Below are 13,692 nucleotides of genomic sequence, written 5' to 3' on the forward strand. Positions count from 1 at the left end.
CGTCGGGGACCGGCGCCGCGAGGCCGCCGCCCCAGCCCGCGCGGCCGCGCGGGCTGGGGCGGCGGCCTCGCGGCGCCGGTCCCCGACGCCGTGACGACCTTCACGCCCGTCGAGGAGCCCGCGCGTCCCGCGGCCCGTGCCGTCCTTGCGGCCCCGGCGGAGGCGCCGAAGGCGCGTCCCGCGGGCCCCGCCCGTCCAGGACCCAGGGATTTCGCGCGCGAATGGGAGCGGATCGTCCGCGAGGTCGGCGCGCGCGAGAGCGTCCTCGCCGAGACCCGAAACCGCCGCATCGCGCGCCCGCGGCAGCTCCAGAGCCTGGTCGCGACGCTGCGCGACCGCGACATCCTCTACGAGAAGGGCATGAAGGTGGGCCGCACCATCCACAGCGCGGGCTACGCCGACCTCGCCCAGAAGCTCAAGCTGAACGGCATCGCCGAGACGGCCGAGTTCCGATCCCGCGGCGACGAGATCGAAGCGCGCCTGACGGGCACCGACGTCTCGAAGGGCGCGCCCCGCATCGGCACCCCCGTGTGCTTCCTCGAGGCCGGCATCATCGCGGGCGCGTTGGACAACCTCGAAGGCGCGCGATTCGCGGCGAAGGAGACGCGTTGCGTCGCCGCCGGCGACCCGTTCTGCGAATTCCGCGTCGCTCGGGGTGAGACGTCCGATGGATGAGCTCGCGGGCTTCCGCAACTTCATCCTCGTGCTCCTCGCGCTTCCCGCCCTCGTCTGGCTCGTCTCGCGTCGCGAGGCGCAGGCCGAGGGCGGTCCCTCCTCGAAGGAAGGCGAGCACCACGGCCGCGACTATTATCTCGGATTCACGATCGGCCGCAATCTGCCCGCGGAGGACGTCGACGAGGCGCTGCGTCTCCTGCGCGACGAGGCCATGAGCTTCACGCTCGCCTCCGACGACGGAGGCGAGAAGACCTTCGTCGCGAAGCGGCTGCCCGCGACGCGCACGCGCAACCACGATCTCGAAGCGGGCCTCCTCTCCGGCCTCCTCTACCGGACGACCCAGACGCGCTTCGAGGTGGACGAGGAGCATTGCCGCGAGCGCGGCGACCCCGTCTGCACGTTCGTCGCGGTGAGGGGCTGAGATGCTCGATCCCCTCGTCCTCGTCTTCGGCGGGCTCGGCCTCCTCGTCGCGAGCCTCGTCATCGTCGCGATCAACCGCGAAGGCGCCATCCCGCCGAGCCCCTATGACGTGCCCGAGCCGAAGCTCGGGCTCGAGGCCGCGATCTGGAGCATCCGCCATGCGGACGTCCAGTACTGGGACGGCGTCGCGGTGGGCGAGCGCATGCGCGCGCCCAACCTCGAGGAGCTCGCGAGGGCGCTCGACAGGCTCGACCTCGGGACCTTCGAGGTGAAGAGCGCGAAGAAGCGGCACGAGTTCACGGTCCGCAACGGACCCTTCTCGAAGGCGCCCGCCGTCGACGAGCCCCTCTGCTACCTCACGCGCGGCATCCTCGCGGGAAGCTGCGGAGCCACGCTCGACCGCGAGGTCGACGTCGTGGAGGAGGCGTGCGCGGGCACGGGGTCCCCCGAATGCGTCTTTTCCGTGGAGGTGAAGGAACGTGAAGAGCCCAGGTTCACGCAAGTCTGAGAAGGGCGCCGTCGCGCGGGCCGGCCGGATGATCGTCGGGTTCACGCTCGGCGCCGCGGTGGGCCTCGTCATCCACGTCGTGACGCTCCTCGCGCAGGCGCCCGTCATGGACCCCGGCGCGGACTGGATCTTCGAGAACACGATCGGCGCGCCCGGCGCGTACATCCTCATGATCCTCCTCGGCGCCTTCGGCGCTCGCGTGGGGTCCGGGGAGTGGACCGTCGTCGGGACGATGCTCTACATGAGCCTCATCATCATCGTCGTCGGGTTCATCCTCTACTCCGCGACCGTGATGCTGCCGAAGAACCCGTCCATCCTGAACATCCTGCTCTTCCTCGCCGAGTTCGTGAGCCTGTCGTTCGTCATCATCTACGCGTACTACACCGTCGACCGCGTGTCGCGCAAGAGCTGGCGCCGCCACTACTCGCACGCCGCGCGCACGCCGCGCTCGTATCCGTTCGTGGAGTTCCACGTGCCGATGTACAACGAGCCTCCGCACGTGGTCATGGAGGTGCTCGACCACCTCCTGCGGATGGACTACCCCGTCGACCGCTACGCGATCGTCGTCGCGGACGATTCGACCGAGCAGAAGTCGCGCGAGGAGATCGAGCGCTTCTGCCGCGAGCACCAGGACCGCATCAAGTACATGCACCGCGCCGAGCGCAAGGGCTACAAGGCCGGCGCGCTCAACGCGGCGCTCGAGCGCTCACCGCAGGGCGTCGAGCTCATCGCGGTCGTGGACGCGGACTACAAGGTCCAGCCCGAGTTCCTGAAGGAGGTCGTCGGCTACTTCGAGGAGAACCCGAAGCTCGGCTTCCTCCAGTCGCCGCAGGACTTCCACAACCGCGACCACTCCCCGTTCACGCGCCAGATCTACTGGGCGAACCGCTTCTTCTACGACGCGATCATGCCCGCGCGCAACGAGGCGAACAGCATCATCTTCTGCGGCACGATGGGCGTCATGCGGAAGAAGGCGCTCGTCGACGCGGGCGGCTGGGGCGAGGACGTGCTCTGCGAGGACGCCGAGACGTCGCTCCGCATGAGCGACCTCGGGTGGGAGTCCCTCTACGTGCCCAAGGTGTACGGCCGCGGCCTCATCCCCGAGACGTATTCGGGCTACAAGTCGCAGCAGTACCGATGGGCCTTCGGCGGCGGTCAGATCCTGAGGAAGCACGGCCACAAGATCTGGCGGAGCAAGCTCACGCCGAGGCAGCGCTTCGACCTCCTCGCGGGCGGCCTCCACTACTTCTCGGGCGTCATCATCTTCGTGATCGCGAGCATCCTGCTCCTCATGGGCCTCGGCGAGATCTTCGGCTTCCCGATGGTGAACTACCATCGCGGCGAGATCGCGCTCATGGGATTCGTGCCGCTCTTCGTCATGCTCGAGGGCATCCTCCGCATGCGGTGGGCGCTCGGCCGCGCCGTCGGCCTGGACATGCGCCAGACGCTCCAGGTCGTCGGGGTGTGGTTCAGCATCATGTTCTTCACCACGTGGGCCGCGCTCAAGGGCATCTCGGGATCGAAGCAAGGCTTCGTCCGTACCCCCAAGCACCGCGCGCGCAAGGTGAGCGCGTTCGAGGCGTGGTCGCGCGCCGTGCGGCTCATGCGCTTCGAGGTCACGATGGCGTGGTGGCTGCTCGTCGCGGGGTTCGGCGTGTTCGTCATCGCGCTCCTGAAGCTGCCCTACCTCATCGAGGACGGCCTGATCTCCACGATCAGCGCCTTCGTGCTGAGCTTCTGGCTCGTGTGGTACGCGTACGTCTTCGGCGCCGGCCCCATCTACGCCGCGCGCGGGAGCCGCGGACCCGAGTGAGGCGATCCAGGGTCCGCGCGTCGGCCGGTCCGCGTCGTCGCGCGATGCAGCGCGAGCCCGGAAGGCGCCTCTCCGGAAACGACGCGCGAAAGCGGCTCGCGGCGGGGCCACGAGGCCGACGTCACGGCGCGCAAGCGGCATCGGCGCTCGGGCATCGCCCGACGTCGACCCCGGTTCAAGGACGACGCCGAAGGCCGCGCGGGCCTCCCGCACGACAGGACCCGGCGACGGTCCGTGACGGAAGCTTTCCGCTGGAACAAGGAAGTGGGGGCACTGGGATTTTCACCCAGCAGGCCGGTCGACCTGCACGGTTTTGAACCCAGACAAGCGGGTCTCTTCTACAACGAGTCGCGCTCCAGTCAGTCGTCATCGGCCCGAGCGTCCCCGGTGCCTCGCGCAGACCCGATTCATGTCATGTTGTTTCGCTGTAACTGGAGCCCGCTGTCATGCCTGGTTAGACCATGCCCCCAAGGAGAGGCCCGGCCGAAGCCGGGCTGGCCTCCGAGCGGAGTCGCGTCGGTGAAGACGCAGACGGCAACGGCCTAGTGGCCGCGGCGCTGCTTCGCGGCTCGGCGGCGGCGGCGCATCTTCTTCTTGCGCCACTTCCACCGCTGATTGCCTTTCTTCTTCCAGACGCGGGAACTCCTCTTCATGACCGGTTCCTCGGAGCGGGCGAACAATCCCGTTCCCCTACATATAAGTTGGCGCGCCTCGCGGAGGATCGCCCGCTGCCCCCGGTCGAGCCGGGGCCCCGCGCGGGAACCCCGAGACGGCCGAGTCGCGGAACCGGGCGTCGGGAACCGGGCGTCGGGAACCGGGACCGGGATCCGGGACCGGGCGTCGGGACCGGGCTCCGGGTGCCGGGACCGGGCCCGGGAGCCGGGCGCCGGGCGTCGGGACCGGGTGTCGGGCTCCGGGATTCGGGACCGGGCCCGGGTGCCGGGTGTCGGGTCTCGGGACCGGGCATCGGGCCCGGGCCCGGGCGTCGGGTCCGGGTCCGGGCGTCGGGTCCGGGACCGGGCGTCGGGTCCGGGACCGGGACCGGACGCGGATGCCTCCCGCGCGCAGGGAAGAGATCGCGCGCGCGGAGCGAGCGCCTGTCACTCCGTTTTGACAAGAAAGCGGGGACGGGCGCGCCAGCGCCCCGAAGAGGGCGGCGCAGGCCCCCCGAGGCCGAGCGGAGCGAGGCCGGAAAGGGCGGGGAAGCGCAGGACGAAGTCCTACGCCGAGGGTCCCGCGCCGGCTGTATATATATAGCTCCGAATATTTATCCGCGCCATGCGTCGCGAAACCACCCTCACGCTCGACGAGCGCGATGAGGAGATGGCGGATCTGTTCGCGACCCTCGGGATGCCGCGCAACCTCGCGAAAACGCTCGTCTTCCTCGCGCAGGTGCGCGAAGCCGTCTCGACCGAGATCGAGCACGGCGCGGGGCTTCGGCAGCCCGAGGTCTCGGTCGCGATGCAGGCGCTCCGCGACCACGCGTGGGTCGAGAAGCGCGACCTGAAGAAGGAAGGCAAGGGGCGCCCCGTCCACTGCTACCGTCTGCTCGTCAAGCTCGAGGACGTCGTGGCCGACATCGAGCGGACGAAGCGCGCCGAGGCGGAGCGCACGTTCAACGCGATCGCGCGCCTCCGCACGCTTGCGGCCGAGACCGGCCGCGCCGCCACGCCCCCGTGATCACGGGCGCGAGAGGATCCGCGTCGAGCCGTCGGCTTCCGCGACGACAACCTTCCACGTGCGACCGACGAAGAGGCCGTTGTCCACGACGCCCGGGATCGTGTTGACCTCGCGCTCGAGGGCCGCCGCGTCCTCGATGCCTTCCGCGAAGCGCACGTCGAAGACGAGGTTTCCGTTGTCCGTGACGAACGGCTTGCCGTCGCGCCGACGCAGCTCGACCTTCCACCCGCGCGCCTCGAGCGCGCGCTTGACCGCGGCCTGGCCGAACGGCAGGACCTCGACGGGGAGCGGCGCCTTCGTGCCGAGCTTTGGGACGATCTTCGTGGCGTCGACGATGATGATCTGCCGCGCCGTGACGCTCGCGACGATCTTCTCGCGCAGGAGCGCGCCGCCGAGGCCCTTGATGAGGTCGAGCTTCGGGTCCACCTCGTCCGCGCCGTCGATCGTGAGATCCACGCGGTCGACGTCGTCGAGCGTCGCAAGCGGGAGGCCGACCTCGCGCGCGAGGCGCTCCGTCGCGAGGCTCGTGGGAACGCCCGTGATGCGGAGGCCATCGTTCTTCGCCCGCTCGCCGAGGCGCTTCACCGCGTGCGCGGCCGTCGAGCCCGTGCCGAGGCCGACGACCATGCCGCTCTCGACGAACTCGCACGCCTTCCACGCCGCCCTGCGCTTCGCCGCGTCCTGGTCCATGGGGCCCTCAACGGGACGTCGATGAAAAAGGCGTCGGCCGCCCTCGCCGGGCGCCCCCCAGACTTTATTTAGAGGATCCCGCATCCCAACGCGGGTCACCGATGCTTCGCGAATGCCATTCCCACGGGTATTTCCGCGGGACCTCCTGCCCGACGTGCGGCCAGGAGGGACGATTCATGATGAACGAGCACGAGCTCAATCGCGTGGGTCGCATCATGGCGGGCGTCCTGCGCCACTTCCCCGAGAAGTTCGGCGTCCAGATGGACGAGCACGGCTGGGTCCGCATGGGCGAGTTCGTCGACCAGATGCGCGGCCAGAAGGAGCGCCTGCACTGGATCAAGCCCTATCACCTCGTCGCGATCGCGGCGACGGACCCGAAGGGCCGCTACCAGGTCGAGGGCGACCGCATCCGCGCGACGTACGGTCACAGCATGAAGCTGGACCTCGACCTTCCGACGGACGACATTCCCGCGAAGCTCTACTATCCCGTGACCGAGGAGGAGGTCGACATCATCCTCGAGCGCGGCCTCACGCCCACGGACCGCCAGAAGGTCCACCTCTCGAAGACGTACGAGAACGCGCTCTCCGCGGGCCTGCGCCGCGCCGAGAACCCGATCATCCTCGTCGTCGACGCGATCCGCGCGATCGCGGACGGCATGCTCATCCAGCAGGCCGGGAAGACCGTGTACGTCACGGACTCCGTCCCCGCCGAGTACCTGAGCCGCGACTGAGGTTCAAGGCGCGTCGTCAGAGCGTTTATAACGGGCCCTCGCGTACTTCGGGACCGTCATGAAGCCGGTGCTCGCGAAGACGCCCGCGCTCAAGCGCACGCTCCTCTTCGTCCCGACGGCCGTCGGCGCCGCCCTCCTCGTCTTCCTCGTCCTCGGGATGACGACGCACCTCTTCGACATCTCGCTCCTCGTCGCGGTGCCCGCGGGCCTCGCGACCGCGTGGATCCTGCTCGGGCCGCCCGAAGTCCGGTTGAAGGACGGTCGGCCCCTCGTGCCGAGCGCGGTGAAACCGTACCTCTTCTTCCCCATCGCGGCGATCCTCTTCGTCGCGTTCTACCCGTTCGTCGGCCTCTTCCTGACGCAGGTCGCGCCGATCCAGTTCCTCGCCTGGGCGACGATCGGCGTGTCGCTCGCCGCGGGCGCCGCGATCGCGTATCTCCTCGTCGGGTTCCCGAAGTTCTGGGTCGGCGCGGCGACCGCGTGGCGCCGCATCCCGACCGAGACGAAACCGTACCTCTCGTTCCCCGCGGGCCTCGCGCTTGCGGCCCTGTTCTACTTCCTCATCGGCCTCGGCCTCACGGGCGTCGACCCCGTGCTCGCGCCGCTCGTTGCGGCGCCCGTCGGCCTCCTGGCGGCCTTCGCGATCGCGTTTTTCGTCTTCGGCGTGCCGCGGCCGCGGCGCCTGCCGAAGATGCCCGACGTGCCGGGCCGCCCGCGCCCGCTCCTCCTCGCGGCGACGTTCGCGGTCCTCCTCGCCCCGATGGCGTGGCTCGTGGGCGGCGCGCTCTCGCTCGTGCCGGGCCTCCCGACGTCGTTCGAGCTGCCGATCGCGCTCCTTGCGGGCGCCGCGCTCGCGTCGGCCTTCGCGCTCCTCCTCTGGGGCGGCCCCTCGCGGTGGCGCCGCTATCCCGACTACGTGCCGGGGGTGTCGCGCGAAGTCCGCCACGCGGCGGCGGGTCCCGCGGGCCTCGTCGCGAGCGCCCTCGTGATGGCCGCCTGGACGCTCTCCGGCCTCGACCTCGTCTGGGGCCTCGTCCTCGCCCTCCCCGCCGGGGCCCTTGCGGCCTTCGCGGTCGCGGGCACCTCGGGCGTCGCGCGGCGCGCGGCCGACGTGCCGGACCGCGTGAAGCCCCTCGTCCTGTTCCCCGCCTGGCTCGCCCTCGCGGGCCTCATCGCGCTCGCGCTCACCGCGGCGTTCCCGGGCAACGTCATGTGGAACCTCGCGGCGGGCCTGCTCGTCGGCCTCGCCGTGACCCTCGTCGCGCTCGAATCGAGCTTCCTCAAGTCGTCGCTCGCGGAGCGTCGCGCCGAGCGCGAAGCCCGGGCCCGCCTCGCGGCCCGCCGCAAGGCCGCGCTCGCGGAGGCCGCCGAGACGCCGATCCCCGAAGCGCGAGGCCCGTGACGTGAAAGTCGCCTCGATCGTGCTCGCCGCGGGCGCGAGCCGGCGCATGGGATCGCCGAAGGCGCTCCTCGACTTCGGCGGCGAACGCGCCCTCGCGCGCGTCGTCCGGATCGCCCGCGCGACGGGCGCCGACCCCGTCGTCGTGGTGCTCGCGACGGACACGCTCCCCATCGTCTCGGCGGCGCTGCCCGACCTCCCCGCGACCCTCGTCGAGAACCCGGCGACCGGCGCGGGCCGCACCGGAAGCCTCCTTCGCGGCCTCGCCGTGGCGCCCGCGGGACCCGTCTTCGTGCACCCTGTCGACCACCCCCTCGTGCGCGCCTCGACGCTCGACGCGCTTGTCGTCGGGCTCGGGACGCATGAGGTCGCGCGACCCGTCCACGCGGGCGCGCGCGGCCATCCGATCCTTCTTTCCGCCTCGGCCGCCAACGCCGCCCGTCGGCTCCACCCGGCAACGCCGCTCAAGGAGCTCGTCGGCGCCCTCGACGCCGTGGACGTGGAGGTGGACGACCCGGGCGTCCTGGAGAACATCGACACGCCCGAGGCCTACGCGAAGGCGCTCGAGCGGTGGAACGGGGAACGTTTTTGAAGCGCGCGACGGTTGCCCCGGGATAAGGGATCGGACTTGGACCCGCGCATGATCCGCGAAGCGGCCGCCCTCGTCGACCGAGGCGTCGCCTTCGCGGTCGCGACCGTCGTCTCCGCGAAAGGGTCCGTCCCGGGCAAGGTCGGCGCGACGATGCTCGTCCTCGCGGACGGCTCGACTCGCGGCACGGTCGGGGGCGCAGGCCTCGAGGAGCGCGTCCGCAAGCTCGCGCTCGACGCCCTCTCGACGGGGGCGGGCGGCGTCCATGCGTTCGACCTCGCGAACTGGAAGCCGACGGGCCTCGACTCGGTCTGCGGCGGGACGGTCGAGATCGCGATCTCCGTCTCCGCCGCGCCGCCGCACCTCCTGCTCGTCGGCGGCGGGCACTGCGCGCACGCGCTTGCGGCCGTCGCGGACGCGCTCGGCTGGAGCTACACGGTCCTCGACTCGCGCGCCGCCTTCGCGAACGCGGAGCGCTTCCCCCGCGCCCGCGAGACCGTCGCGGGCGCGCCGTCGGACTTCGTCGCGAAGGCCGACCTTTCACGCTACAGCCACGCCTACGTCATGGGGCACAGCCACCACGAGGACGTCGACACGCTTGTCGCGCTCCTCAAGGCCGGTTTCCCGGGCGTCGTGGGCGTCATCGGAAGCGCCGCGAAGCGCCGCTCCATGTGGGAGCGCGCGGCGGCGCGCGGGGCGCGCGAGGAGGACCTCGTGCGCGTCAGGATGCCGATCGGCGTCGACGTCGGCGCCGAGACGCCCGCGGAGATCGCGGTGAGCGTCGCGGCGGAGATCGTGCGCGACGTCAGACAAGGGAGCGGATCGAAGTGACGACGAAGAACGGAGACGGCGCGCGCGGCGTCGCGAAGAAGGCGCTGCGCCTCAAGGTGAACGGGCACGAGCGCGAGACGCTCGCCCCCCCGCAGGCGATCCTCCTCGACGTGCTGCGCGAGAATTTCAACCTCACGGGCACGAAGCGCGGATGCGACCTCGGGACCTGCGGATGCTGCACGGTCATCGTGGACGGCGAGGCGCGCCTCGCCTGCCTCACGCTCGCCGCCACCGTCGCGGGACGGGACGTCCGGACCGTCGAAAGCCTCGCCGACGCGACGCACCTCCACCCGCTCCAGGCCTGCTTCGCGGAGGCCGGCGGCTCCCAATGCGGTTTCTGCACCCCCGGCTTCCTCATGACGACGAAGGCGCTCCTCGACCGCACCCCCGACCCGACGGACATTGAGATCCGGGAGGCGATCGCAGGCAACCTCTGCCGCTGCACGGGTTACGTCAAGATCCTCGAAGCCGTGCGCCAGGCGTCGCGCGAGCTGACGCTTGCGCGCGAGCCGCTCGCGCGCGAGAGCGCGCCCAAGCCCTTCGCCAAGGTCGGAGGCGGTCGCCGATGAATCCGCCCCTCGATCCCATCAAGGACCCGCGCAAGCGCGTGAAGGTCGAGAAGCCGCCGCTCGAGAACTGGATCCCGTACCGCGACCCGCTCCCGAAGGACGAGCACCCGCACAAGCCGGACCGCGGCTACACGCTCGTCGGCAAGCGCACGCCGCTCGTCGACGGCCTCTCGAAGGTCACGGGGCAGGCCGTCTACACGGACGACATCAAGCTCCCGAACATGCTCGTCGCGAAGATGGTCCACTCGACCGTCCCGCACGGCCGCATCGTCGCGATCGACACGACCGAGGCGCAGGCGCTCCCGGGCGTCGTCGCGATCCTCACCGGCAAGGACGTCGGCGACAAGCGCTTCGGCGTCCTTCCGCTCACGAAGGACGAGCACCCGCTGCCGCCCGACAAGGCGCGTTTCATCGGCGACATGGTCGCGCTCGTCGCGGCCGAGGACGAGTGGACCGCGATCCAGGCCGCCCGCCTCGTGAAGGTCGCGTACGAGCGGCTCCCGGACCACATCGACCCGATGAAGGGCCTGAAGCCCGTCCAGGAGAAGATCCACCCGGAAATCGGCATCGACGACTCGAACGTGCAGAAGCACGTCGACCAGGAGTTCGGGGACGTCGACGCCGCGTTCTCGTCCTCCGCCGTCGTCGCGAAGCGGCACTGGCGCTTCAAGGGCGTGACGCACGCGTTCACCGAGCCGCACGCGGTCATCGCGCACCACGCGCCCGACGGCCGCCTCACGGTCTGGAGCGCGACGCAGGTCCCGTACTACGTGCACCGCGCGCTCGCGGAGACGACGGGCCTTCCCATGCACCGCATCACCGTCGTCAGGCCCAAGGTCGGCGGCGGCTTCGGCGGCAAATCGGATCCCTTCGCGCACGAGATGGCCGTCGCCTTGATGGCGATGCGCACGGGCCGCCCCGTGAAGCTCCTCTTCGACCGCGACGAGTCGTTCTACTCGGGCCGCGGCCGGCACCCGACCGAGACCGACATGGCGCTCGCCTTCGACGCGGACGGCAACATCACGGGCCTCGAGATCGAGGCCGTGATCGACGGCGGCGCGTTCGCGTCGTTCGGCATCATTTCGACCTACTACAACGGCGTCCTCTCGATGGGCCCGTACAAGGTGCCCGCGTTCCGCTACAAGGGCCGGCGCGTCTACACGAACAAGGTCCCGTCCGGGGCCATGCGCGGGCACGGGGCCGTGAACTCGCGCTGCGCGCTCGAGGTCCTCGTCGACGAGGCCGCCGAGACGCTCGGGGTCGACCCGATCGACCTGCGTCTCAAGAACATGATGCCGTCGTACTCGCGCACGATCAACGACTTCCGCATCACGTCGAACGGCCTCCCCGAGTGCCTGCGCGTCGTCCGCGAGGCCTCGCGCTGGGACGAGCGCTTCCGTCGCATGCCGCTCGGGAAGGGCCTCGGCATCGGCTGCGGCTTCTACATCTCCGGGTCGAACCTCCCGATCCACTGGGACATCGAGCCCCGGCGCTACCCGCAGAGCACCGTGCACCTCAAGGTCGACATGGACGCGGGCGTCACCGTCCACACGGGCGCCGCGGAGATCGGGCAGGGCTCCGACACCGTGGCGGCCCTCGTCGTCGCCGAGGTGCTCGGCGTGAACCTCGATCGCATCCGCGTCCACTCCTCGTCGTCCGACACGGCGCCGATCGACCTCGGGTCGTACTCCTCGCGCGTCACGTTCATGATGGGCAACGCGGCGCGCAAGGCCGCCGAGGACCTGCGCGGGCAGCTCGTGAACGCCGCCCAGCGCCTCACGGGTCAGCCCCGGGAGCACTTCGTCCTCGAGAACGAGACCGTCGTCTCGCGCGCGGACCCGACGGTGCGCCTCACGTTCGACGAATGCGTGAAGGAGGCGATCGCGGGCTCGGGCGCGCTCATCGCGAAGGGCACGTTCATCTCGACGCCGATGGGCGGCGAGTTCAAGGGCGCGACCGCGGGCCTCGCGCCGGCGTACAGCATGAACGCGTATGTCGCGGAGGTCGACGTCGACGTCGAGACCGGCCTCTGGAAGTGCACGAAGGTCTGGGCCGCCCACGACTGCGGCAAGGCGCTCAACAAACTGAGCGTCGAGGGCCAGATCGAGGGCTCCATCCACATGGGCCTCGGCCAGGTGCAGTCGGAGGCGCTCGAGTTCCACCTCGGGAACCTCCGCAACCCGAGCTTCCTCGACTACAAGATCCCGACCGTGCACGAGATGCCCGAGGTCGAGGTCCACATCGTGGAATCGAACGACGCCGAGGGGCCGTTCGGCGCGAAGGAGGCGGGCGAGGGCCCTCTCCTCCCGATCCTCCCGGCCGTGGTGAACGCGATCTACGACGCGGTCGGCGTGCGTCTCTACGATCTGCCGCTCACGCCCGACAAGGTGTTCGCCGCGCTCGAGCGCCAGGGCGGACCCCGCAAGCCGGCCCCGCCCGCGAAGGCGCGACGCCTCGCCCCCGGGGGTGCCTCCCGATGAGCATGCTCCTTCCGCCCTTCGAGCTCCACGAGCCCACGACGCTCCGCGAGGCGCTCCGCCTCAAGGCCGAGCATCCGGATTCCGATTGGATCGCGGGCGGCACCGATCTCCTGCCGAACTACAAGTGGGGGCTCAACGCGCGCCGCCACGTCATCTCGCTCGGCCGCGTCGCGGAGCTCCGCGAGATCGGCCCCGAGCGCATCGGCGCGGGCGCGCGGCTCGTCGAGATCGAGCGCCACGCCGGGCTCGCGGCCGCGCTTCCCGTCATTCCGGAGACCGCGAAGCTCGTCGCTTCGCCGCTCATCCGCGCCTCGGCGACGCTCGGCGGCAACCTGCTTCTCGACAACCGCTGCTATTTCTTCAACCAGACGCACACGTGGCGCGAGTCGAAGGGCTTCTGCAAGAAGGCCGACGGCGACGCTTGCCTCGTCGTGCCGCAGAAGGAGAAGTGCTACGCCACGTTCAGCGCGGACCTTCCCGCGCCGCTCATCGCGCTCGGCGCCAGCTTCGAGATCGCAAGCGTCTCCGGCACGCGCGAGGTGCCCGCGGCGGCGTTCTACGAGCCGGACGGCATCCACCGCAACCAGCGCAGGCCCGACGAGATGCTCGTCCGCGTGAAGATCCCCGCCTCGGCGCAGCGCTTCAAGGCCACCTACGCGAAGCTTCGCCAGCGCGAGAGCTTCGATTTCCCCGAGCTCGGCATCGCGGCCGCGATCCGGCTCGACCACGGGAAGCTCGCGGAGTTCCGCCTCGTCGCGAACGCGCTCGAGACGGTTCCGGTCGTCCTCGATCGCCTCGGCGAGCCGCACCTCGGCAAGCCGTTCGGCGCGGAGGCGATCGACGCGATCGCGAAAGCGGTGGAAGAGAACGTGCGCCCCGTGAAGAACACGTCGCTCCTCCCGAGCTACCGCAAGAGCATGAGCCGCGTCTTCACGCGGCGGGCGCTTCGACAGCTGGCGGGTCTCGCTCCGTCGTGAGGGCGTCCGCCTCGACGGGCACCACCACGTGCTCGGGCGCGGGAGGCGCGCGGTTCACGACGGCGACGCCGCCGAAAAACGACCCCGCGCAGAGGCCGAGCGCGACGAGGAAGACGCCGGGGCCCGCGGCGACGGCGGCGGCCCACGTGGCGGGCACGAGGCCGAGGCTCGCGCCGAGGAGGCCCGCGCCGACGCGCTCCCTCGAGGGGGCGCGGGCGCGGAAGGCGTCCATCGCGGTCGTCGCGAGCTTCATGGCCCCTCCTTGTCCGCGCAAAAGGAAAAGACCCCGCATGGGTCCCCCGGGTGGGTGGGCCCGCGACGCTCCCGGG

General features: G+C 70.8%; 14 protein-coding genes and 1 tRNA gene. 12 read left to right on the forward strand and 3 right to left on the reverse strand.

Annotation, left to right across the window (positions count from 1 at the left end):
• From VM889_10510 to VM889_10525, 4 genes are all read left to right on the forward strand, one after another.
• The coding region (locus tag VM889_10510; protein ID HVL48978.1) for a V4R domain-containing protein at nucleotides 1-675 on the forward strand (675 nt) is incomplete at its 5' end.
• Complete coding sequence (locus VM889_10515; GenBank protein ID HVL48979.1) at nucleotides 668-1,096, forward strand: V4R domain-containing protein; 429 nt, start codon at nucleotides 668-670, stop codon at nucleotides 1,094-1,096. The genes VM889_10510 and VM889_10515, both read left to right, overlap by 8 nt.
• A 1-nt stretch (nucleotide 1,097) precedes the next feature.
• On the forward strand, nucleotides 1,098-1,604 hold the full coding sequence (locus tag VM889_10520; GenBank protein ID HVL48980.1) for a V4R domain-containing protein: 507 nt from the start codon (nucleotides 1,098-1,100) through the stop codon (nucleotides 1,602-1,604).
• Nucleotides 1,576-3,417: a glycosyltransferase gene (locus VM889_10525; protein HVL48981.1), complete on the forward strand. Its 1,842-nt coding sequence runs from the start codon at nucleotides 1,576-1,578 to the stop codon at nucleotides 3,415-3,417. Before VM889_10520 ends, VM889_10525 begins: the two co-directional genes overlap by 29 nt.
• 265 nt (nucleotides 3,418-3,682) lie before the next feature.
• Here the strand turns inward: VM889_10525 and VM889_10530 are convergent.
• A tRNA-Trp gene (locus VM889_10530) sits at nucleotides 3,683-3,886 on the reverse strand.
• An 809-nt stretch (nucleotides 3,887-4,695) separates the two neighbouring features.
• Between VM889_10530 and VM889_10535 the strand changes: the two genes are divergently transcribed.
• Nucleotides 4,696-5,097, forward strand: coding sequence for an ArsR family transcriptional regulator (locus tag VM889_10535; protein ID HVL48982.1), 402 nt, complete (start codon nucleotides 4,696-4,698; stop codon nucleotides 5,095-5,097).
• On the opposite strand, the gene rpiA is transcribed toward VM889_10535, so the two are convergent.
• Complete coding sequence (gene rpiA, locus VM889_10540) at nucleotides 5,098-5,787, reverse strand: ribose-5-phosphate isomerase RpiA (GenBank protein HVL48983.1); 690 nt, start codon at nucleotides 5,785-5,787, stop codon at nucleotides 5,098-5,100. It abuts the gene before it with no gap.
• Between the two features lie 176 nt (nucleotides 5,788-5,963).
• Here rpiA and VM889_10545 point away from each other — a divergent pair, with 176 nt between their 5' ends.
• From VM889_10545 to VM889_10575, 7 genes are read left to right on the forward strand one after another with little or no spacing between them, the layout of a single operon-like run.
• On the forward strand, nucleotides 5,964-6,518 hold the full coding sequence (locus VM889_10545; GenBank protein ID HVL48984.1) for an RNA 2'-phosphotransferase: 555 nt from the start codon (nucleotides 5,964-5,966) through the stop codon (nucleotides 6,516-6,518).
• A gap of 58 nt (nucleotides 6,519-6,576) precedes the next feature.
• On the forward strand, nucleotides 6,577-7,920 hold the full coding sequence (locus VM889_10550; protein HVL48985.1) for a hypothetical protein: 1,344 nt from the start codon (nucleotides 6,577-6,579) through the stop codon (nucleotides 7,918-7,920).
• A 1-nt stretch (nucleotide 7,921) separates the two neighbouring features.
• Nucleotides 7,922-8,509, forward strand: a complete 588-nt coding sequence (locus tag VM889_10555) for an NTP transferase domain-containing protein (GenBank protein ID HVL48986.1) — start codon at nucleotides 7,922-7,924, stop codon at nucleotides 8,507-8,509.
• 36 nt (nucleotides 8,510-8,545) lie between these two features.
• A complete protein-coding gene (locus VM889_10560) occupies nucleotides 8,546-9,337 on the forward strand; it encodes an XdhC/CoxI family protein (GenBank protein ID HVL48987.1) in 792 nt (263 codons plus the stop codon).
• Entirely contained in the window at nucleotides 9,334-9,906 is a 573-nt protein-coding gene (locus VM889_10565; GenBank protein ID HVL48988.1) for a (2Fe-2S)-binding protein, read from the forward strand. The genes VM889_10560 and VM889_10565 overlap by 4 nt, the downstream gene beginning before the upstream one ends.
• The gene (locus VM889_10570; GenBank protein HVL48989.1) at nucleotides 9,903-12,386 is read left to right on the forward strand and encodes a molybdopterin cofactor-binding domain-containing protein; all 2,484 of its coding nucleotides are present in this window, start codon (nucleotides 9,903-9,905) and stop codon (nucleotides 12,384-12,386) included. Before VM889_10565 ends, VM889_10570 begins: the two co-directional genes overlap by 4 nt.
• On the forward strand, nucleotides 12,383-13,363 hold the full coding sequence (locus VM889_10575; GenBank protein ID HVL48990.1) for an FAD binding domain-containing protein: 981 nt from the start codon (nucleotides 12,383-12,385) through the stop codon (nucleotides 13,361-13,363). Before VM889_10570 ends, VM889_10575 begins: the two co-directional genes overlap by 4 nt.
• Here the strand turns inward: VM889_10575 and VM889_10580 are convergent.
• On the reverse strand, nucleotides 13,317-13,616 hold the full coding sequence (locus VM889_10580) for a hypothetical protein (GenBank protein HVL48991.1): 300 nt from the start codon (nucleotides 13,614-13,616) through the stop codon (nucleotides 13,317-13,319). The two genes, VM889_10575 and VM889_10580, sit on opposite strands and share 47 nt — an antisense overlap.
• Between the last annotated feature and the right edge of the window lie 76 nt (nucleotides 13,617-13,692).

The organism is Candidatus Thermoplasmatota archaeon, assembly GCA_035540375.1.
Classification (GTDB): domain Archaea; phylum Thermoplasmatota; class SW-10-69-26; order JACQPN01; family JAJPHT01; genus DATLGO01.